This window comes from Hyphobacterium indicum, from assembly GCF_003129605.1.
Classification (GTDB): Bacteria; Pseudomonadota; Alphaproteobacteria; order Caulobacterales; family Maricaulaceae; genus Hyphobacterium; species Hyphobacterium indicum.
On the sequence record NZ_QBDX01000002.1, the window covers coordinates 232,128 to 258,949 of the forward strand.

The 26,822-nt window shown below is 60.6% G+C and carries 28 protein-coding genes and 1 pseudogene; 25 read left to right on the forward strand and 4 right to left on the reverse strand.

Annotated elements, in window-relative coordinates:
* Window positions 1-62: 62 nt before the first annotated feature.
* Window positions 63-608: an SRPBCC family protein gene (locus DBR16_RS05470; RefSeq protein WP_109260248.1), complete on the reverse strand. Its 546-nt coding sequence runs from the start codon at window positions 606-608 to the stop codon at window positions 63-65.
* Complete coding sequence (locus tag DBR16_RS05475) at window positions 605-955, reverse strand: ArsR/SmtB family transcription factor (RefSeq protein ID WP_233347605.1); 351 nt, start codon at window positions 953-955, stop codon at window positions 605-607. The genes DBR16_RS05470 and DBR16_RS05475 overlap by 4 nt, the downstream gene beginning before the upstream one ends.
* Window positions 956-1,105: 150 nt before the next feature.
* Here DBR16_RS05475 and yghU point away from each other — a divergent pair, with 150 nt between their 5' ends.
* The 22 genes and pseudogenes from yghU to DBR16_RS05585 all read left to right on the forward strand — a co-directional run bounded on the left by yghU (window position 1,106) and on the right by DBR16_RS05585 (window position 21,572).
* Complete coding sequence (yghU, locus tag DBR16_RS05480) at window positions 1,106-1,978, forward strand: glutathione-dependent disulfide-bond oxidoreductase (protein ID WP_109260249.1); 873 nt, start codon at window positions 1,106-1,108, stop codon at window positions 1,976-1,978.
* Window positions 1,979-2,241: 263 nt separating this feature from the next.
* On the forward strand, window positions 2,242-2,607 hold the full coding sequence (locus DBR16_RS05485; protein ID WP_109260250.1) for an NADH-quinone oxidoreductase subunit A: 366 nt from the start codon (window positions 2,242-2,244) through the stop codon (window positions 2,605-2,607).
* Between the two features lie 3 nt (window positions 2,608-2,610).
* On the forward strand, window positions 2,611-3,177 hold the full coding sequence (locus DBR16_RS05490; RefSeq protein ID WP_109260251.1) for a NuoB/complex I 20 kDa subunit family protein: 567 nt from the start codon (window positions 2,611-2,613) through the stop codon (window positions 3,175-3,177).
* Window positions 3,174-3,785, forward strand: coding sequence for an NADH-quinone oxidoreductase subunit C (locus tag DBR16_RS05495; RefSeq protein WP_109260252.1), 612 nt, complete (start codon window positions 3,174-3,176; stop codon window positions 3,783-3,785). Before DBR16_RS05490 ends, DBR16_RS05495 begins: the two co-directional genes overlap by 4 nt.
* Complete coding sequence (locus tag DBR16_RS05500) at window positions 3,785-4,216, forward strand: GFA family protein (protein ID WP_109260253.1); 432 nt, start codon at window positions 3,785-3,787, stop codon at window positions 4,214-4,216. The genes DBR16_RS05495 and DBR16_RS05500 overlap by 1 nt, the downstream gene beginning before the upstream one ends.
* Window positions 4,213-5,430 carry an NADH-quinone oxidoreductase subunit D gene (locus tag DBR16_RS05505; RefSeq protein ID WP_233347607.1) on the forward strand — a complete coding sequence of 406 codons (1,218 nt, stop codon included), beginning with the start codon at window positions 4,213-4,215 and terminating at the stop codon, window positions 5,428-5,430. Before DBR16_RS05500 ends, DBR16_RS05505 begins: the two co-directional genes overlap by 4 nt.
* Window positions 5,430-5,876, forward strand: a complete 447-nt coding sequence (locus tag DBR16_RS05510; protein ID WP_109260254.1) for a hypothetical protein — start codon at window positions 5,430-5,432, stop codon at window positions 5,874-5,876. The genes DBR16_RS05505 and DBR16_RS05510 overlap by 1 nt, the downstream gene beginning before the upstream one ends.
* Entirely contained in the window at window positions 5,873-6,547 is a 675-nt protein-coding gene (gene nuoE / locus DBR16_RS05515; protein WP_109260255.1) for an NADH-quinone oxidoreductase subunit NuoE, read from the forward strand. Before DBR16_RS05510 ends, nuoE begins: the two co-directional genes overlap by 4 nt.
* Window positions 6,548-6,549: 2 nt before the next feature.
* Window positions 6,550-7,860, forward strand: coding sequence for an NADH-quinone oxidoreductase subunit NuoF (gene nuoF, locus DBR16_RS05520; RefSeq protein WP_109260256.1), 1,311 nt, complete (start codon window positions 6,550-6,552; stop codon window positions 7,858-7,860).
* A 9-nt stretch (window positions 7,861-7,869) separates the two neighbouring features.
* Entirely contained in the window at window positions 7,870-9,972 is a 2,103-nt protein-coding gene (gene nuoG, locus DBR16_RS05525) for an NADH-quinone oxidoreductase subunit NuoG (RefSeq protein ID WP_109260257.1), read from the forward strand.
* Window positions 9,973-9,986: 14 nt separating this feature from the next.
* Window positions 9,987-11,042: an NADH-quinone oxidoreductase subunit NuoH gene (gene nuoH, locus DBR16_RS05530; RefSeq protein ID WP_109260557.1), complete on the forward strand. Its 1,056-nt coding sequence runs from the start codon at window positions 9,987-9,989 to the stop codon at window positions 11,040-11,042.
* Entirely contained in the window at window positions 11,039-11,527 is a 489-nt protein-coding gene (nuoI, locus tag DBR16_RS05535; protein WP_109260258.1) for an NADH-quinone oxidoreductase subunit NuoI, read from the forward strand. Before nuoH ends, nuoI begins: the two co-directional genes overlap by 4 nt.
* A gap of 27 nt (window positions 11,528-11,554) precedes the next feature.
* Complete coding sequence (locus tag DBR16_RS05540) at window positions 11,555-12,169, forward strand: NADH-quinone oxidoreductase subunit J (RefSeq protein ID WP_109260259.1); 615 nt, start codon at window positions 11,555-11,557, stop codon at window positions 12,167-12,169.
* Window positions 12,166-12,477, forward strand: coding sequence for an NADH-quinone oxidoreductase subunit NuoK (gene nuoK, locus DBR16_RS05545; protein ID WP_109260260.1), 312 nt, complete (start codon window positions 12,166-12,168; stop codon window positions 12,475-12,477). The genes DBR16_RS05540 and nuoK overlap by 4 nt, the downstream gene beginning before the upstream one ends.
* Window positions 12,478-12,482: 5 nt before the next feature.
* Complete coding sequence (nuoL, locus tag DBR16_RS05550) at window positions 12,483-14,621, forward strand: NADH-quinone oxidoreductase subunit L (RefSeq protein WP_109260261.1); 2,139 nt, start codon at window positions 12,483-12,485, stop codon at window positions 14,619-14,621.
* The gene (locus DBR16_RS05555; RefSeq protein ID WP_109260262.1) at window positions 14,622-16,115 is read left to right on the forward strand and encodes an NADH-quinone oxidoreductase subunit M; all 1,494 of its coding nucleotides are present in this window, start codon (window positions 14,622-14,624) and stop codon (window positions 16,113-16,115) included.
* 11 nt (window positions 16,116-16,126) lie between these two features.
* A pseudogene (nuoN, locus tag DBR16_RS05560) lies at window positions 16,127-17,634 on the forward strand (NADH-quinone oxidoreductase subunit NuoN).
* Window positions 17,579-18,322: a biotin--[acetyl-CoA-carboxylase] ligase gene (locus DBR16_RS05565; protein WP_109260264.1), complete on the forward strand. Its 744-nt coding sequence runs from the start codon at window positions 17,579-17,581 to the stop codon at window positions 18,320-18,322. The pseudogene nuoN and the gene DBR16_RS05565 overlap by 56 nt, the downstream one beginning before the upstream one ends.
* A 10-nt stretch (window positions 18,323-18,332) precedes the next feature.
* Entirely contained in the window at window positions 18,333-19,112 is a 780-nt protein-coding gene (locus DBR16_RS05570; RefSeq protein WP_109260265.1) for a type III pantothenate kinase, read from the forward strand.
* Window positions 19,112-20,782, forward strand: coding sequence for a ribonuclease J (locus tag DBR16_RS05575; RefSeq protein ID WP_233347614.1), 1,671 nt, complete (start codon window positions 19,112-19,114; stop codon window positions 20,780-20,782). The genes DBR16_RS05570 and DBR16_RS05575 overlap by 1 nt, the downstream gene beginning before the upstream one ends.
* Before the next feature lie 11 nt (window positions 20,783-20,793).
* On the forward strand, window positions 20,794-21,210 hold the full coding sequence (gene mce, locus DBR16_RS05580; protein ID WP_109260266.1) for a methylmalonyl-CoA epimerase: 417 nt from the start codon (window positions 20,794-20,796) through the stop codon (window positions 21,208-21,210).
* Window positions 21,207-21,572, forward strand: coding sequence for a DUF1467 family protein (locus tag DBR16_RS05585; protein WP_109260267.1), 366 nt, complete (start codon window positions 21,207-21,209; stop codon window positions 21,570-21,572). Before mce ends, DBR16_RS05585 begins: the two co-directional genes overlap by 4 nt.
* Here DBR16_RS05585 and DBR16_RS05590 read toward each other — a convergent pair.
* Window positions 21,569-22,366 carry an enhanced serine sensitivity protein SseB C-terminal domain-containing protein gene (locus tag DBR16_RS05590; RefSeq protein ID WP_109260268.1) on the reverse strand — a complete coding sequence of 266 codons (798 nt, stop codon included), beginning with the start codon at window positions 22,364-22,366 and terminating at the stop codon, window positions 21,569-21,571. The genes DBR16_RS05585 and DBR16_RS05590 overlap by 4 nt on opposite strands.
* Before the next feature lie 53 nt (window positions 22,367-22,419).
* On the reverse strand, window positions 22,420-23,340 hold the full coding sequence (locus DBR16_RS05595; protein WP_109260269.1) for a DMT family transporter: 921 nt from the start codon (window positions 23,338-23,340) through the stop codon (window positions 22,420-22,422).
* A gap of 122 nt (window positions 23,341-23,462) precedes the next feature.
* On the opposite strand from DBR16_RS05595, the gene proS reads away from it, so the two are divergent.
* The 3 genes from proS to DBR16_RS05610 are packed head-to-tail and all read left to right on the forward strand — an operon-like array spanning window position 23,463 to window position 26,785.
* A complete protein-coding gene (gene proS, locus DBR16_RS05600) occupies window positions 23,463-24,800 on the forward strand; it encodes a proline--tRNA ligase (RefSeq protein WP_109260270.1) in 1,338 nt (445 codons plus the stop codon).
* Window positions 24,793-26,100 carry a lipoprotein-releasing ABC transporter permease subunit gene (locus DBR16_RS05605; protein WP_109260271.1) on the forward strand — a complete coding sequence of 436 codons (1,308 nt, stop codon included), beginning with the start codon at window positions 24,793-24,795 and terminating at the stop codon, window positions 26,098-26,100. Before proS ends, DBR16_RS05605 begins: the two co-directional genes overlap by 8 nt.
* Window positions 26,093-26,785: an ABC transporter ATP-binding protein gene (locus DBR16_RS05610; protein ID WP_109260272.1), complete on the forward strand. Its 693-nt coding sequence runs from the start codon at window positions 26,093-26,095 to the stop codon at window positions 26,783-26,785. The genes DBR16_RS05605 and DBR16_RS05610 overlap by 8 nt, the downstream gene beginning before the upstream one ends.
* Window positions 26,786-26,822 lie beyond the last annotated feature (37 nt).

Sequence of the window (26,822 nt, forward strand, 5' to 3'; positions counted from 1 at the left end):
TGCGGCCTCTGCCTCTTCATCGGCGGCGGTCTGGCCTGGTGGTTCCGGCGCAAGGGCTGGTTCTAGGCTGCCGGTTGGCCGCATTCGCCATAAGCCGCTTCCAGCTCTCCAAACCGGGGCCAGAATGAGGGCGGTGTTTCACCCGCAGCAACGGCGCTGAATATGTCGAGGTGCGTGTGCCAGCCGGCAGCTATGCCCCCAGCACCGGCAAGGCCCGAAAGGTCGTATTGCGTTAGCCGCAGGCAGGTGCCTTCACCGTCCTGTACCAGCTCGATACGGACGCGCGACTTCGTTCCATCGGGTTCAAACATGGCGAATTCGACATGGTGCGGCTCATCAATGGCAATCAGTTCTCCCGAAAGCCGGACTTCATCCGGGGAGTCGGCATACTTGGCTGGTATCGAATCACCCGGCAGGCACAGGTCACCGTTCCGAAAGACGAATTCGAGGCGTCCGCCGGGATTCAGCTCCCATTCGCCACCCGCCAGCCATTTCGCGCGCTTTTCCGGATCAATAATCCAGCTCCAAAGTGCCGCTGGCGCAACATCGAAGCGCCGCTCGAAAACGAGTGTATCGGGATCGGCCATCACGCCGTTTCTCATAGTCATTTCTGTTTCTCCCAGGATTGGTCTGACTGTTCATTGGCGATGGCATCATCCAGCGCATCGAGACGCCCGGCCCAGAAGCGCCGCTTGTCCTCAAACCAGCGCGCGGCCGCATCGAGGGTGCCCCGCTCGATCGAAATGCGCTGTTCACGCCAGACGCGCTGACGGCTTACCAGTCCGGCTCGCTCAAGAATCCGGACATGCTTTGAAATACCGGCCAGCGACATTTCGAAAGGCCCCGCCAACTCGGAGATGTTCGCCGGGCCAGCGCTGAGCCGGTCAAGAATCGCGCGCCGTGTGCCGTCTGCGAGCGCGGAAAGAGTGGTGTCGATATCAACGCCTGCCATCATTGCTACTCATTCATTAAACCAATAGGTAAAATGAATATGGTAAGCCTTCCTGTCAAGACGGGTATCACGCAGGCGTGACATCCGGCCTGTCTTCAATACTTGCGGCGATCGCCTATATGACCTGCGGGACACGAAATGCGAGGAAGCGGAATGACCAGCACCAAATCATATGAACCACCCAAGGTCTGGACCTGGGAAAAGGACGACAATAACCGCTTCGCCAGCATCAACCGGCCTGTCTCCGGCGCGACCCACGACAAGGATCTGCCGGTCGGGAAACATCCGCTCCAGCTATACTCGCTGGCCACGCCCAATGGCGTGAAGGTCACCATCATGCTGGAGGAACTCCTCGAAAAGGGCATTACGGGTGCCGAATACGATGGGTGGCTGATCAATATCGGTGAAGGCGATCAGTTTTCCTCGGGCTTTGTCGACATCAATCCGAATTCCAAGATCCCGGCCCTGGCCGATCATTCCGGCAGCAAGCCCCGCCGGGTCTTCGAATCCGGATCGATTCTGGTCTACCTCGCCGAGAAATTCGGAGAATTCCTGCCCACCGATCCGGACCAGCGGACCGAAGTGTTCAACTGGCTGTTCTGGCAGATGGGATCCGCCCCGATCCTGGGCGGCGGGTTTGGTCATTTCTATGCCTATGCCAACGAGAAGCAGAAATACCCGATTGACCGCTATGCGATGGAGGTCAAGCGTCAGCTCGACGTGCTCGATAGGACACTGGCCACCCGTGAGTTCATCGTAGGCGATGACTATACGATCGCCGACATGGCCATCATGCCCTGGTATGGCGCGCTGGCGAAGGGCCTGCTCTACGATGCCGGGGACTTCCTGTCGGTGCAGGACTACAAGCATGTCATCCGCTGGACGGACCAGATCCAGGCCCGCCCGGCCGTCAAACGCGGCCGTATGGTCAACCGGTCCTGGGGCGAGCCGGCCAGCCAGCTGCTGGAACGCCACGACGCGTCGGACTTCGAAACGCGGACGCAGGACAAGACCGGCACGGGCTGAACAAATCAGCTGGATCAAGAGAGAGCCGTCCTTCGGGGCGGCTTTTTTACGGATGCACAGCCCAATTTCTGCAAACCATTCGCAACTACTGAAAAATCAACATATTGAGCGGAATTGTCCCGCACAAAAGCCGCCATTTCGCCTTGCGGGTGAAGTCGGCTCGCACTAGCTTCCGGCCCGACCGTGCGGGGGCTATTGGTCAGGCCTGACTCGCGATTCCGCGAAGGCCAGCCCACGCACATCAGCTATCGGGGCGATCCGTCATGAATGCGCTTCTGCTCGAATATCTGCCGATTATCATTTTTCTGGGAATCGCTGCTGCTATGGGCATTGGCTTCATGCTGGCGGCCTGGGTTCTGGCACCGTCAAAGCCGGATCCGGAAAAGGTATCGACATATGAGTGCGGGTTCGAGGCTTTTGACGATGCCCGCATGAAATTCGACGTGCGATTCTATCTCGTGGCGATTCTTTTCATCATCTTCGATCTGGAAGTGGCCTTCCTGTTCCCCTGGGCCGTGACGCTCGGAGAGACCGGCCTGTTTGCCTTCTGGTCGATGATGGTGTTCCTCGGTGTTCTGACCGTGGGCTTCATCTACGAGTGGAAAAAAGGCGCGTTGGAGTGGGAGTAGAACATGGCTGAGAACACGATAATTCCTGCGGGTTCTGCTGGCCGTGCGGCCACCCCGCATTATGACCCGAACAAGCACGACCCCTTCTTCGATGGTGTCTCCGATGCGCTGGCCGACAAGGGTTTTGTCGTGGCGGCCGCCGATGACCTCATCACCTGGGCGCGGACCGGCTCCCTGATGTGGATGACATTCGGCCTCGCCTGCTGCGCCGTCGAGATGATGCAGGCGGCCATGCCCCGCTATGATGTCGAACGCTTCGGATTTGCGCCGCGCGCCTCCCCGCGCCAGTCCGACGTGATGATTGTGGCCGGCACGCTCACCAACAAGATGGCCCCTGCGCTGCGCAAGGTTTACGACCAGATGCCCGAGCCGCGCTATGTCATCTCCATGGGCTCCTGCGCCAATGGCGGCGGTTATTATCATTATTCCTATGCCGTGGTGCGCGGCTGTGACCGGATCGTTCCGGTTGATGTCTATGTGCCGGGATGCCCGCCGACCGCCGAAGCGCTGGTCTATGGCATCATGCAGTTGCAGAAGAAAATCCGCCGGGAAGGATCGATCGAACGATGAGCGAACGATTGAAGGAACTCGGCGAGCATATTTCGCATCACCTGGATTCCGCCATCCGGGAATGGTCAGTCGATTTTGGTGAGCTGAATGTCAGCATCTATTCGGACCGTGTCGAGGAAGTGATCAAATTCCTGCGCGATGACCGCGGCTGCCGCTTCACCACGCTGATCGATATCTGTGGCGTCGATTACCCGGCCCGCGCCGAGCGTTTCGATGTCGTCTACCACCTTCTGTCGATGAATCTGAACCATCGCATCCGCATCCGGACGTCGACCGACGAGGAAAAACCCGTCGCGTCCATCTCGGATATTTTCCCGGTCGCCAACTGGTTCGAGCGCGAGGCGTTCGACATGTATGGCATCGTGTTCTCCGGCCATCCGGATCTGCGCCGCATCCTGACCGATTACGGCTTTACCGGCCATCCGCTGCGCAAGGATTTCCCGCTGTCCGGCTATGTCGAAGTGCGCTGGGATGACGAGGAAAAACGCGTCGTCTACGAGCCGGTCGAACTGGTTCAGGAATATCGCGATTTCGATTTCCTCTCCCCGTGGGAAGGCGCCAGATACGTGCTGCCGGGTGACGAGAAAGCCAAGGGGGAGGGCGCGTAATGTCTGCTCCTGTTAAGGGAAGCTGCTTGTGCGGCGCGGTAACGTTTTCGGCCCGGCTGAAAAACCAACATGTGGATGCCTGCCATTGCGGCATGTGCCGTAAATGGGGCGGTGGCCCCTTCATGAATGTCATGGCCGCTGCGGCACCTGTGTTCGAGACCGATGCCCAGCTTGGCATTTACAATTCATCGGACTGGGCCGAGCGCCTGTTCTGCAAGAATTGCGGCTCGTCCCTGATGTGGCGGATGAAAGCCGATCTCGATCAGGTTGCGATTGCCGCGTCGGCGGTTCTGCTGTCGAGCGAAGCAGATTTTCGTTTGCAGGTCTTTATCGACGAGAAGCCGGCCTATTACGATTTCGCCAATGACACCCGCAAAATGACCGGCCCCGAATTGATCGCAGCGTTTCAGAGCGGGGAGAGCATTTCATGACCGACCTGACCAACCCCGAAAACATGGAACAGCTCGACGACCGCAAATTCACGATCAATTTCGGTCCCCAGCACCCGGCGGCCCACGGCGTGTTGCGCCTCGTGCTGGAGCTGGATGGCGAGATCGTCGACCGCGTCGATCCGCATATCGGCCTGCTTCACCGCGGTACCGAGAAGCTGCTGGAACACAAGACCTATCTGCAGGGAATCGGTTATTTCGACCGGCTCGACTATGTCGCGCCGATGAATCAGGAACATGCCTTCTGCATGGCTGTGGAAAAGCTGGCCGGCATTCCCGTTCCGGTGCGCGGCGAATATATCCGCGTCCTCTATTGCGAGATCGGCCGCATCCTGTCGCACATTCTGAACGTCACCACGCAGGCGCTGGACGTGGGCGCGCTGACCCCGCCCGTCTGGGGTTTTGAAGAGCGCGAAAAGCTGATGGTTTTCTATGAGCGCGCGTCCGGCTCGCGCATGCACGCGCATTATTTCCGCCCGGGCGGTGTCCACCAGGACCTGCCGCCGAAGCTGATCGAGGATATCGGTGAGTGGTGCGAACAATTTCCGGCCAAGCTCAAGGACATCGACAACCTTCTGACCGAAAACCGGATTTTCAAGCAGCGCAATGTCGATATCGGCGTGGTGTCGAAGGAAGAAGCGCTGGAATGGGGCTTTTCCGGCGTCATGGTGCGCGGCTCCGGCATGGCCTGGGATTTGCGCCGCGCCCAGCCCTATTCGGTCTATGACGAGCTGGATTTCAACATCCCCGTTGGCAAGAACGGGGATTGCTGGGACCGCTATCTGATCCGCATCGAGGAGATGCTGGAATCGGTCAAGATCATGAAGCAATGCGTGGAATGGCTGTCGCGCGCGGAAAATGCCGGCGAAGTCCTGCCCACCCATTCCAAATTCGCCCCGCCGCGCCGCGCCGAGATGAAGCAATCGATGGAAGCCCTGATCCATCACTTCAAACTCTACACCGAAGGCGTTCATGTCCCGGCCGGTGAGGCCTATGTCGCTGTGGAAGCGCCCAAGGGCGAATTCGGCGTCTATCTGGTTGCCGACGGCACCAACAAGCCCTATCGCGTGAAGATTCGCGCGCCGGGCTTTGCCCACCTGGCCGCCATGGATCACATCAATCGGGGCCACCAGCTGGCGGACGTGTCCGCCATCCTGGGCTCGCTGGATATCGTGTTCGGAGAAATCGACCGCTAATGCTGCGTGCTTTTGTCATACTGATCGTGCCGATCGCCGTCATGGCTTGCTCCCCCCGCGATGAGGGCGCGCTGCATGCGCAGATCGCGGAATCGATCGGCAATCAGCCACCCTATTCGGCTGTCGGTGTGATCGGCTGTTCAGGCGGTACTGCAGAAGTCCAATGCATGGGCTGCGTGCTGACCGCCTTTGAACCCGGGGATCTGGATAATCGCGTTTATGCCGAAATCCAAGAATACAATTTCCGAGCCGAGGACGAGGCGGGGCTGGACCTGATCTCGTTTGGTGGCGCTTACGGAATTGAGCAGATTCAACATGACGGCACGCGGGCAGGCGTCGCCGAAGCTCTGCTGGCCGGCCGGGAGTGGTGCGACGGACAGGGTGTTACGGACTGGTTTGTCGAGAATGACACCGTCGCCGAGACGTATGAAGGAGGCGCGCGATGAGCGCTCGCAAAATTGCTCTCGACCAACCGGAAAGCTTCTCGTTTTCAAAGGAAAGCGAGAAAGAAATAAAGTTCTGGTTGAACAAGTATCCGGAAGCCAAGAAGGCCTCTGCCGTCATTCCCATGCTGTGGATTGCGCAAAAGCAGGAGGGCTGGGTATCCGAACCGGCCATGCGCGAAATCGCCGACCGTCTGGACATGCCGAAAATCCGGGTGATGGAGGTTGCGACCTTCTACACCATGTTCAATCTCGAACCGGCCGGGGAACACCTGATCCAGCTCTGCGGCACCACGCCCTGCTGGCTGCGCGGTGCGGAGGACCTCAAGAAGGTCTGCGCCGAGAAAATCGGCCCCAGGGGCCAGGTCTCGGCTGATGGCAAGCTGTCCTGGATGGAAGTGGAATGCCTGGGCGCCTGCGCCAATGCGCCCATGGTGCAGATCGCCAACAAGGCGGGCGATCACTATTATGAAGACCTGACGGCCGAGACGATGGGCCGGATCATTGACGATCTCGTGGCCGGCAAGACGCCGAAGCCGGGCTCCCAGACCGGCCGGTCCTGTTCGGAGGCCGAAGGGGGTTCCATGGCGCTGACCGATGGCGCGCTCTATGACGGATCGCTGGCGAAGAAAGTCAAATTGCCGAATACGAGCCCCAAGAAGGAAAAGGCCTGATCATGGTTCAACTTCTTGAAGATAAAGACCGTATTTTCCTGAACTTGTTCGGCCGGGAAAATCCGGGCCTGGACGCCGCGAAACAACGCGGCGCCTGGAATGCCACGAAAGACATGATCGATATGGGTCCGGAATGGATCGTTGATCAGGTCAAGGCCTCAGGCTTGCGCGGCCGGGGCGGGGCGGGCTTCCCGACCGGCCTCAAATGGTCATTCATGCCGAAGGAAGTCGGCGCACGCCCGCACTATCTGGTCGTCAATGCGGATGAATCCGAGCCGGGCACCTGCAAGGACCGCGAGATCATGCGCAATGATCCGCACCTCCTAATCGAGGGCTGCCTGGTTGCTTCCTTCGCGATGCGCGCCAAGGCCTGCTACATCTATATCCGCGGTGAATATGTCGACGAACGCATCGCGCTCGAAAAGGCCATCAAGGAAGCTTATGACGCCAAGCTGATCGGCAAGAACAATATCCATGGCTGGGACTTCGACTGCTACGTCCACCATGGCGCGGGTGCCTATATCTGCGGCGAGGAAACCGCTTTGCTCGAAAGCCTGGAAGGCAAGAAGGGCCAGCCGCGCCTGAAGCCGCCTTTCCCGGCCAATGCCGGCCTTTATGGCTGCCCGACCACGGTCAACAATGTCGAATCCATTGCCGTCGCGCCGACCATTATCCGCCGCGGCGCGGAGTGGTTTGCGGGCTTTGGCCGGCAGGGCAATACCGGCACCAAGGTATTCTCGATTTCCGGCCATGTGAACAAGCCGTGCAATATCGAGGAGACCATGTCCATCCCGCTGAAAACGCTGATTGAAACCCATGCGGGTGGCGTGCGCGGCGGCTGGGATAATCTCAAGGCCGTCATTCCGGGCGGCTCGTCCGTGCCTTGCATCCCGGCCGACACCTGCACCGACATTCTGATGGATTTCGACGCGCTGCGCGATGTGAAATCCGGCCTCGGCACAGCAGCGGTCATCGTGATGGACAAGTCCACCGACATCATCAAGGCGATCGCGCGCATCTCCTATTTCTACAAGCATGAAAGCTGTGGCCAGTGCACGCCGTGCCGCGAGGGCACGGGCTGGATGTGGCGCGTGCTGGAGCGCATGGCGCGCGGCGAGAGCTCGACGGACGAGATCGACAAGCTCCTGGACGTGGCCAGCCAGGTCGAAGGCCACACCATCTGCGCCCTCGGTGATGCCGCGGCCTGGCCGGTCCAGGGTCTGATCCGGCATTTCCGCCACGAGATCCAGGACCGCATCAATACCTATCGCGCCGGCAAGCCGGTCACGGTGTCACAGATGGCCGCGGAGTAGGGGAATAATATGACCGATAATCTCCGCACCATCATCATCGACGGCGAGGAAATCGACGTCCCGAACCATTACACGCTGCTGCAGGCCGCCGAGGCGGCGGGCAAGGAAATCCCGCGCTTCTGTTATCACGAGCGCCTGTCCGTGGCGGGCAATTGCCGCATGTGCCTGGTCGAGCTGGTCGGTGCGCCGAAACCGGCGGCCTCCTGCGCCATGAATGTGTCGGACATGCGCGGCGGGCCGAATGGCGAACCGCCGGCAATGAATACCGCTTCGCCCATGGTGAAGAAGGCGCGCGAAGGCGTCATGGAATTCCTGCTGATCAATCACCCGCTCGATTGCCCGATCTGCGATCAGGGCGGCGAGTGCGATCTGCAGGACCAGGCCATGGCCTATGGCCGGCCCGGCACCCGCTATACCGAGAACAAGCGCGCCGTCGAAGACAAGAATATGGGGCCGCTGATCAAGACGATCATGACCCGTTGCATCCAGTGTACGCGCTGTGTGCGCTTTGTGACCGAAGTCGCGGGCTCGCCGGAAATCGGCATGCTCAATCGCGGCGAGGATGCCGAGATCACAACCTATCTGGAAGCCGCCGTTGAGTCCGAACTCTCCGGCAATGTCATCGATCTCTGCCCGGTCGGCGCGCTGACCTCCAAGCCCTATGCCTATAATGCGCGGCCCTGGGAGTTGAAGAAGACCGAAACCATCGACGTGATGGACGCCATGGGCTCCTGGATTCGTGTGGACAGCCGCGGCCCGGGCGTTCTGCGCATCATGCCGCGCGTCAATGACGAGATTAATGAGGAATGGATCTCGGACAAAACCCGTTTCATCTGGGACGGCCTGCAGCGCCAACGTCTTGATGCGCCCTATGCCCGCAAGGACGGCAAGCTGGTCCCGGTCAGCTGGGAAGAAGCGCTCGGCCTCGCAGCTGAAAAACTGTCCGGAAACGCGAAGCAGATCGGCGTCATCGCCGGCGATCTCAATTCCATCGAAGAATTGAAGGCTGCCAAGGACCTGTTCGACGCGCTTGGCGTGACCTCCATTGATGGCCGCCAGGACGGTGCGAAGCTGGGCACTGGTCCGCGGGAAAGCTGGCTCTTCAACTCCACCATTGCCGGGATTGACGAGGCTGATGCCATCCTTCTGGTCGGCACGGATCCGCGCCTCGAAGCGCCGGTGCTCAATGCCCGTATACGCCGCGCCTGGCTGGAACGCGACGTCAAGGTCGGCGTGATTGGCGAGACCGGTGATCTGACGTATCCGTTCGAGCAGATCGGCAGCGGCCCGGAAGACCTGAAAGGTTTTGGCGGCAAGCGCTCCGGCTTCACCAAGACCCTGAAAGATGCCGAAAAGCCGATGATTATCGTCGGTATGGGCGCTCTGGCCCGCAAGGATGGCGCACAGGTGCTGCGGGCCGCCGGAGAGCTCGCGGCCAAGGTCGGCGCGGTCAAGGATGGCTGGAACGGCTTCAACGTGCTGCAAACAGCAGCTTCGCGCGTCGGTGCGCTGGATCTCGGCTTCGTGCCTGGCAAGGGCGGCAAGGACGCAGGCGGCATCCAGGCCGCGGCAAAGTCCGGCAAGATGGACACCGTCGTGCTGATGGGCGCGGACGAGATCGACGCAGATTTCGGCAAGGCCTTCGTCATCTATATCGGCCATCACGGCGATCGCGGCGCCCATCGCGCCGACCTGATCCTGCCGGGTGCGGCCTATACCGAGAAAAAGGGCATGTGGGCCAATATGGAAGGCCGCGTGCAATTCAATGCCCGTGCCGTCTTCCCGAAAGGCGAGGCGAAAGAGGACTGGGCGATTTTCCGCGCCCTGTCCGATCGTCTGGACAAGACCCTGCCCTACAATTCGCTGGAAGAATTGCGTGAGAAACTGATTGCCGATCATCCGGTTTTCGGTGGCATTGATCACGCGCCGGGCCATGCCACAGCCGCTGAATTTGATGTGGCGTCCATTGGCGAAGCGGGCGATATGGGCACCGAACCCTTCCGGTCGGCCGTGACCGACTTCTATCTCACGAACGCAATCGCACGGGCCTCGAAAACCATGGCGGACTGTTCGGCACTCAAATCAGCGCCTCACGCGCAAGCGGCGGAGTAGGGGAGATGGAGACGATGGACCCGATCTCTTTCTGGAACTTGCCGGTTTCCGTCGAGTGGACGCTGGTGGCGTTGGCCCAGATCCTCGCCTTCATGATCGTATTGCTGATCTCGCTGGCTTTCCTGCTCCTGATGGACCGCAAGGTCTGGGCGTCGGTCCAGATGCGCAAGGGCCCCAATGTCGTCGGTGCCTTTGGCCTCCTGCAATCCTTTGCCGACTTCCTGAAATTCGTGTTCAAGGAAATCGTGGTGCCGGCCGGTGCCGACCGCACGCTCTTCCTGATCGCGCCGCTGATCACCTTTGTCCTCGCCTTCATCGGCTGGGCCGTGGTGCCGGTGGCACCGGGCTGGGTGATTGCCGATCTCAATGTCGGCATCCTCTACCTGTTCGCGATCTCGTCGCTCGGCGTTTACGGCATCATCATCGGCGGCTGGGCGTCCAACTCGAAATATCCCTTCCTCGGCGCGCTGCGGTCGGCGGCGCAGATGGTCTCGTATGAAGTCTCCATCGGCTTCATCATCGTGACGGTCCTGCTCTTTGCCGGCTCCATGAATCTGTCGGTCATCGTCGAGCAGCAGGCCGGCGGATTCTGGAACTGGAACATGCTGGCCCTGCACACGCTGCCGGTGCCGATGTTCCTGGTGATGATCCCTATGACGGCGATCTTCTTCATTTCCGCCCTGGCAGAAACCAACCGCCCGCCTTTCGATCTGCCGGAAGCGGAATCCGAACTCGTAGCCGGGTATCAGGTGGAATATTCCTCCACACCGTACCTGTTGTTCATGATCGGTGAATATCTGAACATCGTTCTGATGTGCGCCATGACGACCATCCTCTTCTTCGGTGGATGGCATGCACCGTTCGAATTCCTGTCCTTCCTGCCGCCTTTCTTCTGGTTCGCCGCCAAGGTGATCTTCTTCTTCTTCATGTTCGCCATGGTGAAGGCGCTGGTGCCGCGCTACCGCTATGACCAGCTGATGCGCCTGGGCTGGAAAATCTTCCTGCCAACCTCACTCGGTGCCGTCGTTCTGGTCGGCGCTTACGTCGCCTATTCGGGAGCTGCCTCATGAGCCGTATCGCTCAAACCATTCGCGGTGCCCTGTTGATGGACTTCTGGGGCGCCTTCGTCATGGGCCTGCGCTACATGGCGCAGCCGAAAGCGACCATCAATTATCCGTTTGAAAAAGGCCCGCTCAGCCCGCGTTTCCGCGGTCAGCACGCCTTGCGCCGCTATGCCAATGGCGAGGAACGCTGCATTGCCTGCAAGCTGTGTGAAGCGGTCTGCCCGGCACAGGCCATCACCATCGAGGCCGAGCCGCGCGAAGACGGCTCCCGCCGCACCACGCGCTATGACATCGACATGGTGAAATGCATCTATTGCGGCTTCTGCGAGGAAGCCTGCCCGGTGGATGCCATCGTCGAGGGCCCGAATTTCGAGTTCGCCGCGGAAACCCGCGAGGAGCTCTACTACGACAAGGAAAAACTGCTTGCGAATGGCGATCGGTGGGAACGCGAGATCGCGCGCAATCTGGAACTGGACGCGCCCTACCGCTAGGGCAGGCGCAACACAAGAACGGGGCGGCTGATGCTGCAGGTAATTACATTCTGGATACTGGCGAGCGTGACGGTGCTGTCCGCCTTCTTCGTCGTGGCCGCAAGAAATCCGGTCCGGTCTGTGCTGTGGCTGATCCTCGCCTTCTTCTCGGCCGCCGGCCTGTTTGTCCTGCTCGGTGCCGAGTTTCTCGCCATGCTGCTCATCGTCGTCTATGTCGGCGCGGTCGCAGTGCTCTTCCTGTTCGTGGTCATGATGCTGGACGTCGATTTTACCGAGTTGAAGCAGGGATTCCTCAGCTATCTGCCATTCGGCGCGCTGGTTTCGATCGTCCTGGCGACGGAATTGATCATTGTCGGCAATGCCTGGACCGAAGCCAATGTGGTCGCGCCGGCCGGTGCCAGCGCCACGCCGGAAGGCGTGTCCAATGTCGAGGCGCTCGGCATGCTGCTCTACGATGATTATGCGTATTTCTTCCAGGCGGCCGGTCTGGTCCTTCTGGTCGCCATGATCGGCGCCATCGTCCTGACCCTGCGCCACAAGCCGCATATCAAGCGGCAGAATATTGCCGAACAGGTTGGCCGTGACCGCAAGACGGCGGTGACCATGCAGGATGTGAAATCCGGAGAGGGGCTGGGCGAATGACCGAGATCGGGCTGTCACACTATCTCGCGGTTGCCGCGATCCTGTTCACGATCGGTGTCTTCGGCATTTTCGTGAACCGCAAAAATGTCATCATTCTGCTGATGTCGGTCGAGCTCCTTCTGCTCGCCGTCAACATCAATCTCGTGGCGTTCTCTTCCTATCTCGGCGATCTCGCCGGGCAGGTTTTCGCCATGTTCGTCCTGACGGTTGCGGCGGCTGAAGCCGCAGTCGGCCTTGCAATCCTTGTCGTCTACTTCCGGAACCGTGGAAACATTTCGGTCGAAGACGTGAATCTGATGAAGGGCTAGAGGCCATGGCACCGATCCTCATCGTCTTCGGCCCGCTAGCAGGCGCCATTATCGCGGGACTGTTCCAGCGATTCATCGGCGACCGCGCAGCACAGGTCATCACCACCGGTCTGCTGATCCTGTCGGCCGTGCTCTCGGCCTGGGTCTTCTATGACGTCATATTCGCCGAGAATGCGCGCACGATTCCGCTGGCAACCTGGATGCAGATCGGTGACTTCCACGCCAGCTGGGCCCTGCGGCTGGATCCGCTCTCGGCGGTCATGCTGGTCGTCGTGACCAGCGTCTCATCGCTCGTCCACGTCTATTCATGGGGCTATATGAGCGACGACCCGCACCGGGCACGCTTCTTCAGCTATCTCTCGCTTTTCACCTTCGCGATGCTGATGCTGGTGACCGCTGATGACTTCCTCCAGCTCTTCTTCGGCTGGGAAGGCGTCGGTCTCGCCTCCTATCTGCTGATCGGTTTCTGGTACAAGAAGAAGTCCGCCAACAACGCCGCCATCAAGGCCTTCGTCACCAACCGGGTCGGCGATTTCGGCTTTGCACTCGGCATCATGGCAGTCTTTGCCGTCTTCGGTTCCGTCAGCTTTGACAGCGTCTTCAGCGATGTCGAGGGCATGGCCGCCCTGACCTGGAATTTCCTCGGCCTGGAATACAATGCGATCGAGCTGATCGCCTTCCTGCTCTTCATTGGCGCGATGGGGAAATCCGCCCAGTTCTTCCTCCATGTCTGGCTGCCCGACGCGATGGAAGGCCCGACGCCGGTGTCCGCGCTGATTCACGCCGCCACCATGGTGACGGCCGGCGTTTTCCTCGTTTGCCGTTGCTATCCGCTGTTTGAAGCGGCACCGATGACCTCGGCCTTCGTGACGGTCATCGGGGCGACCACCGCGCTGTTTGCGGCGACGGTCGGTCTGGCGCAGAACGATATCAAGCGCGTCATCGCCTATTCGACCTGCTCCCAGCTCGGCTACATGTTCTTTGCCGCCGGTCTCGGCCTCTATTCCGCGGCCATGTTCCACCTGTTCACGCACGCCTTCTTCAAGGCCTTGCTTTTCCTCGGCGCCGGTTCGGTGATTCACGGCCTGCATCACGAGCAGGACATGCGGAAAATGGGCGGTACGTTTAAAGCGCTACCCGCAACCTATCTCCTGATGATCATCGGCACGCTGGCGCTGACCGGCGTGGGCATTCCCGGAACACCCATCGGCTTTGCCGGCTTCTTCTCGAAGGACATGATCATCGAGGAGGCCTTCATGATGGGCGAGGAAGGGGTGCCGTTCGGCATGCTGGCCTTCTGGGTCGGCGTCATCGCCGCCGGTCTGACCAGCTTCTATTCCTGGCGCCTGATCTTCATGACTTTCCACGGCAAGTTCCGCGGCGAGAAAGAAGTGCTCGATCACGCCCATGAAAGCCCGCCCGTGATGATGATTCCGCTGGTCCTGCTGGCCGTGGGGGCAGTTTTCGCCGGTATGGCCTTCAAGGATCAGTTTGTGGGCCGCAATGCTTTCACCTTCTGGGAAGACTCACTGCCCGCCGGTCCCTATGCCGAGGGCAATTATGGCGATGATTACCGTGCTTCCCTGGCAGAGGAGGTTCTGGCCGGACATTCCGACCTGGAATCGGACTCACTGAACGCGGCCGTCGGCGCGGGAGATGCCGAAGCACCATCGCAGGCCGTCGACAGTCACGCTGCGGAGAGTGCAGGCGATCACGACGCAGAGGATGAGCATCATGGCGGACACCACCCGCCGACCTGGGTGCTCTGGACGCCCTTGTTTGTGACCGTGACCGGTTTTGCGCTGGCCTGGTTCCTTTACATCCGCCATGAGGGCTTTGGGGCCCGGCTGGCGGCACGCAGAGGTCCGCTGCACAGCTTCCTCCTGAACAAATGGTATTTCGACGAGATCTACAATTTCGTCTTTGTCCGGGGCGCCGCTGCGCTTGGCGACATCTTCTGGAAGGTCGGCGACCGGCGCATCATTGACGGTTTCGGGCCCAACGGTTTTGCCGCGTCGGCGATGGCGGCGGCACGGCGGCTGTCGCGGGCACAGTCAGGATTCCTTTATCACTACGCATTTGTCATGCTGATCGGGGTGGTGGCACTCACCATCTGGGCGATGACCGGCGCGGGAGGCGAATAAATGCTCTCTGCCGTAACCTTTGCGCCGCTGGCCGGTGCGCTCGTCATCATTCTTTTCAAGATGTTCTCGCGCGCCGAGGACTCAGCCTTCATCGAAAAGAATGCGCGTGGCGTGGCCCTGCTGACGACGCTCGTCACCTTTGCCCTGGCAATCGTGGTGATGATCCAGTTCGATCCGCAAAACCCCGGCTTCCAGATGGTCGAATACGTGCCCTGGTTTACCGAGCTGGGAATGGGCTATCGCATGGGCGTGGACGGCCTGTCTGTCCTCTTCGTACTGCTGACCGCCTTCCTGATGCCGATTGCCATTCTGGCCAGCTGGAAGATCGAGAAGCGCGTCGCCGATTACATGATCGCCTTCCTGATTCTGGAAACGCTGATGATCGGCGTCTTCTGTGCGCTCGACATGGTGTTGTTCTACATCTTCTTTGAAGGCGGCCTGATCCCGATGTTCCTGATCATCGGCGTCTGGGGCGGCGCCAACCGGGTCTATGCCGCGTTCAAATTCTTCCTCTACACCCTGCTGGGCTCGGTGCTCATGCTGGTCGCTATGGTCTTCATGTATCTGCAGGCCGGCACCACGAATATCGAGGTATTGCTGGCGACGCCGTTTGCGGCCGAAATCCAGACCTGGCTGTGGCTCGCCTTCTTCGCGTCCTTTGCGGTGAAAATGCCGATGTGGCCGGTCCACACATGGTTGCCGGACGCCCACGTCGAAGCGCCCACTGCAGGTTCAGTCATTCTGGCCGGTGTGCTTTTGAAAATGGGCGGCTATGGCTTCCTGCGGTTCTCGATCCCGATGTTCCCGGATGCGACGGCCTATTTCACCCCGCTGGTCTTTGTGCTGTCGGTGATCGCCATCATCTACACCTCGCTGGTGGCCTTCCGGCAGACCGACATCAAGAAGCTGATCGCCTATTCATCGGTCGCCCATATGGGCCTGGTGACCATGGGCCTTTTTGCCATGACCGAGCTCGGCGTGCAGGGGGCGATTTTCCAGATGTTCTCGCATGGCGTCATCTCCGGCGCGCTCTTCCTTGCCGTCGGCGTCATCTATGACCGGATGCACACTCGCGAGATCGCCTTCTATGGCGGGCTGGTGCACCGGATGCCCGTCTATGCGGCCGTCCTGGCCCTGTTCACCATGGCCAATGTCGGCCTTCCGGGCACATCCGGCTTTGTCGGCGAGATCATGGCCATGATCGGCACTTTCCAGGTCTCGACCTGGGCGGCGGCCGGCGCGGCGATCGGCGTGATCCTGTCGGCGGTCTACATGCTGACGGCCTACCGCAATCTGGTGCTCGGCGATCTGACCAATCCGAAGCTGGCCCAGATCAACGACATGAATATCCGCGAATGGGCGATATTCCTGCCGCTGATCATTGCCACGCTCGTGCTCGGCTTCTTCTCGACGCTGATCACGGATGTGACGGCGGCCTCGGTTGAGCAACTGCTTTCCAATTATCAGGCGGCCCTTGCCGCCAGCGCACAGTAGGGGCCGAAGCGATGAACCTTTCAACGCTCACCGCTGAATACATGCTCTTCGCACCGGAACTGGTTCTGGCAATCGGAGCGATGGCCCTTCTGATGCTGGGCGTCTTCGTCAGGGATCACGACAAGGCCGCCGCTTTTGTCGCCCCGTTGACGGCCGGACTGCTGGTGGTTGCGGCGCTTGTTGCCGCTTTCATGGTGCCGGGTGAGGGCGGACAGGCCTTTTCGGGCGCATTCGTGTTCGACCCGCTGGCACTGTTTGCCAAGGTCGCGATTTTCGGCGCAGCGGCCATCGCCTTGCTGTTTGCGGTTCCGTATCTGAAAGCGGAACGCCTCGCCAAGTTCGAGTATTTCGTACTGATCGCGCTGGCGGCTCTTGGCATGTCCATGATGGTGTCGGCCAATGATCTCATCGCCATGTATATGGGCGTCGAGCTGCAATCGCTGGCGCTGTATGTGCTGGCCGCTTTCAACCGAGACAGCCTGCGTGCGTCCGAAGCGGGCCTGAAATACTTTGTGCTCGGCGCCCTGTCGTCCGGACTGCTCCTGTATGGCGCGTCTCTGGTCTACGGATTTACCGGTGCCACCGGATTCAACGAAATCGCGATCGCCGCGGCGTCCGGCGAAGTCTCGATCGGGCTGCTCTTCGGCCTGGTCTTCATTATCTGCGGACTGGCCTTCAAGGTGTCGGCTGCGCCCTTCCACATGTGGACGCCGGACGTTTACGAGGGATCGCCCACTCCGGTGACGGCCTTCTTCGCGACCGCGCCCAAACTGGCCGCCATCGTTCTGCTTGCGCGTATCCTGCTCGAACCCTTCGGGGCGATGACGGATCAGTGGCAGCAGGTCATTACCGCCATTGCGGTCCTGTCCATGGCGGTCGGCGCATTCGGCGCCCTGACGCAGAACAATATCAAGCGTCTGATGGCCTATTCCTCGATCGGGAATATGGGGTATGCGCTGGTCGCGATCGCCGCGGGAACCGCGATCGGTCTCTGGGCGCTGCTCGCATTCATGATCCTCTACATTATCGGCTTGGTTGCGGCTTTCGGCGTGATCCTTTCCATGCGCACCAGCGAAGGTATGGTCGAGCAGATCGAGGATCTGGCGGGCCTTGCACAATCGCGCCCGGGGCTGGCCTGGACAATGACCGGCGCAATGTTCTCCATCGGTGGTCTGCCCTTCCTGGTCGGCTTCTTCGGCAAGCTCTTCATCCTCTATGCCGCGCTGCAGGCCGGCCTGATCTTCTTGCCGATTGCCCTGGTTCTGTTTTCGGTCGTGTCCGCCTATTATTATCTGCGCATTGTGCGGGTGATGTGGTTCTCCGATCCGGTTGTGACCTTTGTCGGTCCATCCGCGGCAACGGCCGTGATCACCAATGTGGCAGGGATTGCCACGGCGGCTCTGGTGATCGTTGCGCCGGTCCTATTCTATCTGGCGCAGAATGCCGGCTTCGGACCGCTCTAGATGACGGTATCGGGTGTCCGGACCGAATGGCTGGACGAAACGGATTCGACCAATGATGAAGCCCGCCGCCGCTTCAGGGCCGGGGAGATCGGTCCATTGTGGATTGCCGCCCGCCGGCAGACCTCGGGACGTGGCCGCCGGGGCCGGGCCTGGGCGGATCTGAGCCGCAATCTTTACTGCTCCGGCCTGTATTCGCTCAAATGTACGCCCGGTGAGGCCGCCCAGCTCTCTTTTGCGGCGGCGCTGGCCGCGTCAGACGTCTGCCAGGCGGCCCTGACCGGTCGAACGGTGAAGGTGAAATGGCCGAACGATGTGCTGATCGAAGGTCAGAAAGTCTGCGGCATTCTGCTGGAATCGGCCGATGCGCCGGGACAGGTCGTTCAGCTCGTCATTGGCATCGGCATCAATGTCATGGCAGCGCCCGACATTCCCGAAACCCCGGCCGTCAGTCTGGCACAGCTCGGATCCGGTCTCGACGCTGCAACAGCGCTGGATCACCTTGCCGACCGCTTCGAACACTGGCGCGGCGTCTGGGCGCGGGAAGGATTTGCACCCATCCGGGACGCCTGGCTGGCGCGCGCCCATGGCGTGGGTCAGCGCTGCCTCGCACGCCTGGACAAGGAAACGCTGGAAGGTGTTTTCACCGATCTCGCGGCGGATGGATCGCTGATACTGGAACTCGCCGGCGGAGAAAGACGGCTTATTTCAGCGGGAGACGTATTTTTCCCCGGGGCTTTGGGCTAGACCGCTTTTCATGTTTCTTGCAATCGATTGCGGCAATACCAATACGCTCTTCGCCGTCCATGACGGCGAAGGATGGCGCGCGCAATGGCGCACCGCGACCCACTCCACCCGCACGGCGGACGAGCATGCGGTCTGGCTCAGCCAGATCATGGAAATGAACGGGTTGTCATTCGGCGATATATCCGCCTGCGTCATCTCGACCGTGGTGCCGCAAGCCCTGTTCAATCTGCGCAATCTGTCACGGCGCTATCTCAATGCCGAGCCGCTGATCATTGGAGAGCCCAATGTCGAACTCGGCGTTCAGGTCCGCCTGCCGCGCCCGCAGGAAGCCGGTGCAGACCGGCTGGTGAACGCGCTCGGTGCCCGCATGAAATATGACGGGGCCTTGCTGCTGATCGATTCCGGCACGGCGACGACATTCGATGTCGTCTCCAGCGATGGCGCATTTGAAGGCGGCATCATTGCGCCAGGGGTCAACCTGTCGATGAAAGCGCTGCATGAAGCGGCGGCGCGCCTGCCCCGTATCGAAATCCGCCAGCCCGAAAAGGTCATCGGCAAGGACACCGTGTCGGCCATGCAGTCGGGTGTTTTCTGGGGCTATGTCGAGCTGATCGACGGGCTGGTGCGGCGCACGCGGGCGGAATATCCCGAAGACCTGACAGTGATTGCCACGGGCGGCGTGGCCTCGCTGTTTGAAGGCGCGGTGTCATCAATCGATCACTTTGATTCAGATATTACGATTTGCGGATTGCTGGAAGTCTGGCGTCTCAATGGCGGCGGAGCGGACTGATGGCAGAAACTGGCGGACTTTATTTCCTGCCCCTCGGCGGGTCCGGTGAAATCGGCATGAATCTCAATCTCTACGGCTATGGGCCCGAGGAGAACCGCAAATGGATCATGGTCGATTGCGGTGTCACTTTCGGTGATCTGTCTACGCCGGGAATCGATCTCATCATGCCGGATCCCGATTTCATCGAGGAACGCGCCCACGATCTGCTGGCGATCGTCCTGACCCATGCCCATGAAGACCATATGGGCGCGGTAGCCCATCTCTGGGAGCGATTCCGCTGCCCCATCTACGCCACGCCGTTCACGGCATGGCTGATGGTCGACCGGCTCAAGGAAAAGGGGCTTGAAAAGGAAGCCATCGTCAATGTCGTCCCGCTGGACGGGCAGATCAAACTCGGCCCGTTCGACATCAGTTTCGTGACACTGACCCACTCCATCCCCGAGCCCAATGGCCTGGCCATCCGCACGCCGGAAGGCCTGATCCTGCATACCGGAGACTGGAAGATTGATAGCGACCCGCAGATCGGCGAGGTCACAGATGTCAGCGCGCTCACCACCCTGGGCGAAGAAGGTGTGCTGGCGATGGTGTGCGACAGCACCAATGTTTTCACAAAGGGCGAATCCGGTTCGGAGGCCGGGGTCCGCAAGAATCTGATCGAACTGGTCGGGGAACTGAAAGGCCGTGTCGCGATCGCCTCCTTTGCCTCCAATGTCGCGCGCATGGAATCGGCGATTGTCGCCGCCGAGGCCAATGGCCGCCGCGTCTGCCTGGCCGGCCGGTCCATGCACCGAATGGCGGCTGCGGCGAAGGCCGTGGGCCTGTTGAAGGACGCCAAACCCTTCATTGATGAAGATGATGCTGCTGCGTTTCCGGCAGAGAAAATCCTCTATCTCTGCACGGGCAGCCAGGGCGAGCCACGCGCGGCCCTGTCGCGTGTTGCGCGGGGCGATCACCGCGCCATCAACCTCACCACCGGAGACACGGTGATTTTCTCCTCGCGTGTCATTCCGGGGAATGAGGCCGGCATTTTCGAGTTGCAGAACCGGCTGGCCGAGCGCGGCGTCGAGATCATCACCGAACGTGATCGTCACATTCACGTATCCGGCCATCCTTGCCGTGACGAGCTGCGGCAGATGTATGCCTGGGTCAAGCCGCGCATTGCCATTCCGGTGCACGGCGAACGCCGGCATCTTGTCGAGCACGCCGCCTTTGCCAAATCGCTTCAGGTGCCGCATGCCCTGCCGGGCCGCAATGGCGACATGATCCGCATCACAAAAGACGGGGCGAGCGTTGTCGACGAGGTCAAATCGGGCCGCCTCTACATGGATGGCAACCTGCTCAGCGAGGCTGAGGGATCAGGCATTCGCGAGCGCCGCTCCATGGCTTATGCCGGCCATGTCACCGTGGCCATGGTGATTGACGGGCAGGGCGGTCTGGTTTCCGGACCGGATGTGCGTGTGCTAGGGCTTCCGGAAACGCGTGAACTGACTGAAGATCATTGGTTTGACCTGATCGCCGATACGGCCGAATCCGCCTTTGACCGGCTCAAGCACCGGGCTCGCGGTGACGAGGCCCAGGTTGAGGAAATGGTGCGCCGGGCTGTGCGCGGCGAGCTCAACCGCATCTGGGGCAAGAAGCCCCAGGTTGATATAATGGTGCTCACGGCCTGAGGAGCGTTGAAATGAAAGTCGGACGTCTCAATCACATCGGCATTGCCACACCGGATATTGTGGAGACGCGTGACACCTATGCCGCGCTTTACGGCCTCGACAAGGTGACGGCGGTCAAGGACTTTCCGGAACTCGGCGTGAAAGTCTGTTTTGTCGACACCGGCAATACCGAACTGGAATTGCTGCAGCCGCTCGGCCCGGAGAGCCCGGTCAACAGATTTCTGGAAAAGAATCCGAAAGGCGGACAGCATCATCTGTGTTTCGAGGTCGCCGATATATTCGCTGCGCGGGATGCCATGCGCGCGCGGGGTGCCACTATTCTGGGCACAGGAGAGCCCTATACCGGCGCTCATGGCGTACCGGTCATCTTCGTCCACCCGAAGGACACCCATGGAGTCCTGATCGAACTGATGCAGGAGCCGGCATGACCCCGGTCCGTATCGTCCAGATTGCCATCGTGGCGGTGGCTGCACTGGCTTGGCTGTTCCAGTTGGTCCGCCCTGGCGAGGGAATGAATTTCGTGACCGGCCTGGTCGTTTATCTGATCGCCTGGTGGATCACCCTGTTCACCATATTGCCGCTTGGCATTACGGGGCAGGCCGAAAGCGGGGAGATTGTGCCCGGAACCGAATCCGGCGCGCCGGTTGTGGCCAATTTCAAGGGCAAGGCGTGGCTGACGACCGTCACCACAGCCATCATCTGGCTGTTGCTCTTCATTGTTCTGGAATTCCAGCTCATTTCGCTGAACGACATACCGTTCATTCCCGGCGAACACGCCTGGGACGGCTAGGGGCGGACAAAAAAGCCCTTCAGCCGCTGCCCCCAGCTACGGGCATAAAACGGCTCGATTCCGGATTCTGCGATATACTGATCGACAAATCCGCTGCCATTCCCCAGCAGGACGGCATCGACCGGCCTCTCCGGTGCCGCAGTGCTGGCTATGACGATCTCCATGGCCCGTAGCACGGCATCTGTCTTGCCATCTGTCTCGAGCGCGACCAGCAGGCTGAGCGGGTCGTCATCTCTTTCCGGGACCCGCATCTGGGTCAGAAAGGCGCGCCTGACCGTGCTGTGCCGGGCAAAGAGCCGGGTGAGGGCCTCGACCATTTCCACCGGAATATCCACCGGCGGGCCGAGCTGGACTTCGGTGTTTTCGGCCAGCGTGTATTCACCCTGTCCGGGAAGGCGCGTGTCATCGAGCAGACGCGTCACTTCCCCGGGTGTGAATTCCTTGGCGATCTCCTGGCCCGGATTGAGCACCAGATAATTGCCGCGCGTCGATTCCAGCAATTCCCGCCCGCGGATCGACAGATACCCTGTCTCCCCCACAACGGTTTCCGTCAGCGCCTCCAGCGATGTGAAAAACGGAATATAGGGCCGTCCGTCTTCGAACTCGAAGCTGGCAAGTGACAGCGTATCGCCCTCCCGAATCCGGAAATCCTCGTCCGGCAATCCGGAATCGGCTTCCCCAATGACATAGATCTGCGCATCCAGCAGCAGATTGAAGAAGTCCGGCCGGGCAACCGGGTCATCGGCGGCGTCCTGCAGCGCTTTTTCCAGCTTGTTTCGCGGAAACTCGGTCATGTCTGCTCCTCACCGACTTCATGCCAGCTTTCACGATCAGAGGACAGCCGGTTTTAATCTGCAGATCGTGCGTGCTCACGCGACATCAGCAACACGCTGGCGAGGACCACGCCGAAGCCGGCGAGATGGACCCACTCGAAAGGTTCATCCAGCAACACATATGAAAAAATGAGGGCGGAACACGGCATCACCGCCATGAAACCGGCCGCCGTGGCTCCTTTCGCCTTGCGGACGCCGAGATACCAGAGCCAGCTGCCAAGGGCGAGCGTGCCCGCGCCATACCAGGCCAGTGCCGTCCAGGATCGCGGCGAAGCCTGTGACCAGTCCCAGCCCAGCCCCTGCCAGATAGCGAACGGCAGAAAGAAGGGAATCGCGATGGCCGCGGACAACAGGGCCACCAGCACCGGAGAGACCGTTTGCGTCGTGGTCCGTCCGGCCAGCGTGTAGACCGCTTCACAGCAGACCGCTGCCAAAACCAGCAGGCTTCCGGCTATGATCAGGCTGCCGGACTCCCCCTGGCTCATCAGATTCAGGATCAGCACGCCGGCCACGGCCAGCGCAATGGCGATCAGTTTCGGCACCGTCACGGATTCCTTCAGGAACAGAATGGCGCCAGCCGCCGTAATCGCCGGAGCCGTACTCATCACAACGGCACCGGCGGCCCCGGGGATCAGGCGCATGCCGTAGAGCATCAGCACCGAAAAGCCGAACATGCCGAAGGCGGCGATGACGGCAATGCGGATCCAGTCGGCCTTGCGGATGCAGGCAATTTCATGTCTGTGCGCGAACGCCAGCGGAGACAGCGCCAGAACGCCAAGGCCGACACGGAGCCCCGCGGCCAGCATGACAGGGAAGTCCTGCCCGATGATGCGGCTGACCGGTGTGGCCGAGCCGAATATGGCCATGCCGAGGAACAGGAAGGCGAGAGTCGAGCCGGTCCCGGATTTTGGATCGCTGTCAGGGGTGTCAGACATGCCCCCAGACAAGTGGCCTGCCGGGCATCTGTCAACGCCGGACGGGAAAACGTTGGCGCGGCTTGCTACCACTGCAGCAGCAGTTTATGCCAAAACCGGTTGCAACAATCAGATCAGAATCCATGCGCCTTTCCCGTTATTTCATCCCCGTTCTGAAGGAAACGCCTTCGGACGCCCAGATTGTCTCGCACCGCCTGATGTTGCGGGCCGGCCTGATCCGTCAGGAGGCCGCCGGCATCTATGCCTGGCTGCCGCTCGGTCACCGCGTTCTGCGCAAGATCGAGCAGATCGTCCGCGAGGAACAGGACCGCGCCGGAGCGGCCGAGATGTTAATGCCGACCCTGCAACCGGCCGATCTGTGGCGCGAAAGCGGCCGCTATGATGATTACGGGCTTGAAATGCTGCGCATCGTCGACCGCCACAAACGCGATCTGCTTTACGGCCCGACCAATGAGGAAATGATCACGGAGATATTCCGCAGCTATTGCCGCTCCTACAAGGACGTGCCCAAGCTGCTCTATCATATCCAGTGGAAATTCCGTGACGAAATCCGCCCGCGTTTCGGCGTCATGCGCGGCCGCGAATTCCTGATGAAGGATGCCTATTCTTTTGATCTGGATGAAGACAGCGCCCGCAAGGCCTATAACCGCATGTTCGTGGCCTATCTGAACACATTTGCGCGCATGGGACTGAAAGCTGTTCCGATGCGGGCCGATACCGGCCCGATTGGCGGCGACCTGTCGCACGAATTCATCATTCTGGCCGAAACCGGCGAGAGCGAGGTTTTCTGCCATGCTGATCTTGTGGAGATGGGCGCGCCGGGTCTGGATGTGGATTTCGAGGGAGATCTGCAGCCGCTCGTTGATCAGCGCACATCATTGTATGCGGCCACCGAGGAAATGCATGAGGCGGATCGTTTCGAGGCAGAAGTCCCGGCGGACAAACGCCTCTCGGCCCGCGGTATTGAAGTCGGGCATATCTTCTATTTCGGCACCAAGTATTCCGAACCGATGAAAGCCTTTGTTGCGCATCCGGATGGCAAGGAGCGCCCGGTTCACATGGGCAGTTATGGCGTGGGCGTCTCCCGTCTGATGGGCGGCATTATCGAGGCCAGCCATGACGAGAACGGCATCATATGGCCGGAAAGCGTTGCCCCTTATGGCGTCGGCATCATCAATATGCGACCCGATGACGATGAAACGAATGCCGCCTGCGAGACCGCCTATGCGGCGCTGACCCGGGCCGGCAAGGAGCCCTTGCTGGATGATACGGCGGACCGGGCAGGGGGCAAGTTTGCCCGTATGGATCTTATCGGCCTGCCTTACCAAATGGTCATTGGCCCGCGCGGGCTGAAAGAGGGCAGGATCGAGGTCAAGGTGCGCCGGTCCGGCGAGAAGCATGAACTCTCGCTTGACGACGCAATCAATCGTCTTGCGGAAGGATCCTTCATCGATGGCTGATGCGAAGCTGGGCGGTGCCCGGCCTTTTGCGCCGTTTGAGTTCGTGATCGCCATGCGCTATCTGCGCGCCCGGCGCAAGGAAGGCGGCATCGCGCTGATCGCGATCATTTCGTTTATGGGCATCATGCTCGGCGTTGCCGCGCTCATCATCGTCCTCTCCATCATGAACGGTTTCCGCTACGAGTTGCTGAGCCAGCTTCTTGGGGCGCAGAGCCATATCTATGTGGATGTCCGCGGCCTGACCGAACCGGAGATCGACGACATCGAACAAGGCCTTGAGCGTATTCCGGGCGTGCTGAATGCCGGCCCGCGTTATGAGGGCCAGGCGCTTTTTACCGCCAACGGCCAGACTGTTGGCGCACAGGTGGTCGGTATCGAGCCCGGTGACCTGGCGGATATTCCCCGGATTTCCGCCATCCCTGCCGGGGACGAACGCTATGGCCTGATCGATGGCACATTTGACACGTTCGGCGATGGCAATCATGGCGGTGACAATATCCTGATCGGCCGCGCCCTCGCTGCGCGCCTGGATGTCGGACCGGGCGATCAGATCACTGTGCTGGCTCCGACCGGCTCCTCCGGCCCGTTCGGGACCGTGCCGCGGCGCAAGGCTTTCACCGTCGGCGGAATCTTTACCGTCGGTGTGCACCAGTTTGACCAGGTCGTGACCTTCATGCCGCTGGAACAATCCCTGCTGTTTTTTGCGCAGGACGGGCCGCTGACCATCGAGGCCCGCGTTCAGGACCCGGTCGAGATCGGAGCGGTAATGGTTGAAGTGCGCCGTGCCGTCGGCAGCGGTGTTGCCGTTTATGACTGGCGCGACCAGAGCTCGGCCTTCTATCAGGCGCTGCAGGTGGAACGCTTCGCCATGCGGCTCATCCTGTCGGTCGTTATCCTGATTGCCGCACTCAACATCATCACCGGACTGATCATGCTGGTGAAGAACAAGGGCCGGGATATCGCCATTTTGCGCACAATGGGCGCGACCCGTGGCTCGGTCATGCGGATATTCCTGCTGATCGGCATGATGATCGGAGCTGTCGGGGCGCTCTCGGGGGCAGCACTGGGTTTTGCCTTCGTATTGAATATTGAACATCTGCAGAACTTCATCGAGCTTCTGACCGGCGTCGATCCGTTCAACCCTGAAGTCTATTTCCTGACCCGGCTGCCCGCCCGGATTGATCCGGGCGAGGTCAGCTTCGCCATCCTCTTCGGCCTGATATCGGCCTTGCTCGCGGCCTTCCCGCCGGCCTGGCGCGCGGCCCGGCTCGATCCTGTGGAGGCGCTGCGTTATGAGTGAGGCCGTACTCTCCCTGAAAAGCGTGGAGCGGACCTACACGTCCGGTGATGAAGAACTGCATGTGCTCCGGGGGATCGATCTTGATCTTAACCCCGGTGAAATCGTGGGGCTGATCGGGCCTTCCGGCTCCGGCAAATCGACATTGCTTCATATCGCCGGACTGCTCGAGCCGCCCGATGCCGGAGCGGTGACTCTGGCCGGGATTGATGCCGTCAACGCCAATGACGATATGCGCACCGCCCTGCGGCGTAATTTCGTCGGCTTCGTCTATCAATTCCATCACTTGCTGCCGGAATTCGATGCGCTGGAAAATGTCGCGCTGCCGCGCCTGATCCATGGCGAGCTGCGTCACAGGGCGATGCCCGAAGCCAGACGCCTGCTCACCGCGCTCGGTCTGGGCGAACGGCTGACCCACCGGCCCGCCGAGCTTTCGGGCGGCGAGCAGCAGCGGGTGGCCATTGCCCGCGCCTTTGCCAACGCTCCCAAGCTTATTCTGGCCGACGAACCGACCGGCAATCTGGATCCGGCCACCTCCGAAGCGGTTTTTGAAAGCTTCCGCAGGGCCGCGCGGGAGGAGGGGACCGCCGCGCTGGTCGCCACCCATAATATCGCCCTCTCGGAACGCATGGACCGGGTCCTGACGCTGGCGGACGGCAAGCTCGTTTCCTTCCAGACCGCAGCCTGACAGGGGGATTCCGGCATTAACCAAAAACCTGTTGCGG

What these genes read in the sequence shown, in the direction of transcription:
- DBR16_RS05500 (WP_109260253.1), top strand. Translation starts at nt 3,785, where the DNA reads ATGTCTGCTCCTGTTAAGGGAAGCTGCTTGTGCGGCGCGGTAACGTTT.
- DBR16_RS05475 (WP_233347605.1), bottom strand. Translation starts at nt 955, where the DNA reads ATGATGGCAGGCGTTGATATCGACACCACTCTTTCCGCGCTCGCAGAC.
- DBR16_RS05565 (WP_109260264.1), top strand. Translation starts at nt 17,579, where the DNA reads ATGACGGTATCGGGTGTCCGGACCGAATGGCTGGACGAAACGGATTCG.
- DBR16_RS05510 (WP_109260254.1), top strand. Translation starts at nt 5,430, where the DNA reads ATGCTGCGTGCTTTTGTCATACTGATCGTGCCGATCGCCGTCATGGCT.
- DBR16_RS05590 (WP_109260268.1), bottom strand. Translation starts at nt 22,366, where the DNA reads ATGACCGAGTTTCCGCGAAACAAGCTGGAAAAAGCGCTGCAGGACGCC.
- nuoF (WP_109260256.1), top strand. Translation starts at nt 6,550, where the DNA reads ATGGTTCAACTTCTTGAAGATAAAGACCGTATTTTCCTGAACTTGTTC.
- nuoE (WP_109260255.1), top strand. Translation starts at nt 5,873, where the DNA reads ATGAGCGCTCGCAAAATTGCTCTCGACCAACCGGAAAGCTTCTCGTTT.
- DBR16_RS05595 (WP_109260269.1), bottom strand. Translation starts at nt 23,340, where the DNA reads ATGTCTGACACCCCTGACAGCGATCCAAAATCCGGGACCGGCTCGACT.
- yghU (WP_109260249.1), top strand. Translation starts at nt 1,106, where the DNA reads ATGACCAGCACCAAATCATATGAACCACCCAAGGTCTGGACCTGGGAA.
- DBR16_RS05485 (WP_109260250.1), top strand. Translation starts at nt 2,242, where the DNA reads ATGAATGCGCTTCTGCTCGAATATCTGCCGATTATCATTTTTCTGGGA.
- nuoL (WP_109260261.1), top strand. Translation starts at nt 12,483, where the DNA reads ATGGCACCGATCCTCATCGTCTTCGGCCCGCTAGCAGGCGCCATTATC.
- DBR16_RS05605 (WP_109260271.1), top strand. Translation starts at nt 24,793, where the DNA reads ATGGCTGATGCGAAGCTGGGCGGTGCCCGGCCTTTTGCGCCGTTTGAG.
- DBR16_RS05495 (WP_109260252.1), top strand. Translation starts at nt 3,174, where the DNA reads ATGAGCGAACGATTGAAGGAACTCGGCGAGCATATTTCGCATCACCTG.
- DBR16_RS05570 (WP_109260265.1), top strand. Translation starts at nt 18,333, where the DNA reads ATGTTTCTTGCAATCGATTGCGGCAATACCAATACGCTCTTCGCCGTC.
- DBR16_RS05575 (WP_233347614.1), top strand. Translation starts at nt 19,112, where the DNA reads ATGGCAGAAACTGGCGGACTTTATTTCCTGCCCCTCGGCGGGTCCGGT.
- DBR16_RS05555 (WP_109260262.1), top strand. Translation starts at nt 14,622, where the DNA reads ATGCTCTCTGCCGTAACCTTTGCGCCGCTGGCCGGTGCGCTCGTCATC.
- proS (WP_109260270.1), top strand. Translation starts at nt 23,463, where the DNA reads ATGCGCCTTTCCCGTTATTTCATCCCCGTTCTGAAGGAAACGCCTTCG.
- nuoK (WP_109260260.1), top strand. Translation starts at nt 12,166, where the DNA reads ATGACCGAGATCGGGCTGTCACACTATCTCGCGGTTGCCGCGATCCTG.
- DBR16_RS05585 (WP_109260267.1), top strand. Translation starts at nt 21,207, where the DNA reads ATGACCCCGGTCCGTATCGTCCAGATTGCCATCGTGGCGGTGGCTGCA.
- DBR16_RS05505 (WP_233347607.1), top strand. Translation starts at nt 4,213, where the DNA reads ATGACCGACCTGACCAACCCCGAAAACATGGAACAGCTCGACGACCGC.
- mce (WP_109260266.1), top strand. Translation starts at nt 20,794, where the DNA reads ATGAAAGTCGGACGTCTCAATCACATCGGCATTGCCACACCGGATATT.
- nuoG (WP_109260257.1), top strand. Translation starts at nt 7,870, where the DNA reads ATGACCGATAATCTCCGCACCATCATCATCGACGGCGAGGAAATCGAC.
- DBR16_RS05470 (WP_109260248.1), bottom strand. Translation starts at nt 608, where the DNA reads ATGACTATGAGAAACGGCGTGATGGCCGATCCCGATACACTCGTTTTC.
- nuoH (WP_109260557.1), top strand. Translation starts at nt 9,987, where the DNA reads ATGGACCCGATCTCTTTCTGGAACTTGCCGGTTTCCGTCGAGTGGACG.
- DBR16_RS05490 (WP_109260251.1), top strand. Translation starts at nt 2,611, where the DNA reads ATGGCTGAGAACACGATAATTCCTGCGGGTTCTGCTGGCCGTGCGGCC.
- DBR16_RS05610 (WP_109260272.1), top strand. Translation starts at nt 26,093, where the DNA reads ATGAGTGAGGCCGTACTCTCCCTGAAAAGCGTGGAGCGGACCTACACG.
- nuoI (WP_109260258.1), top strand. Translation starts at nt 11,039, where the DNA reads ATGAGCCGTATCGCTCAAACCATTCGCGGTGCCCTGTTGATGGACTTC.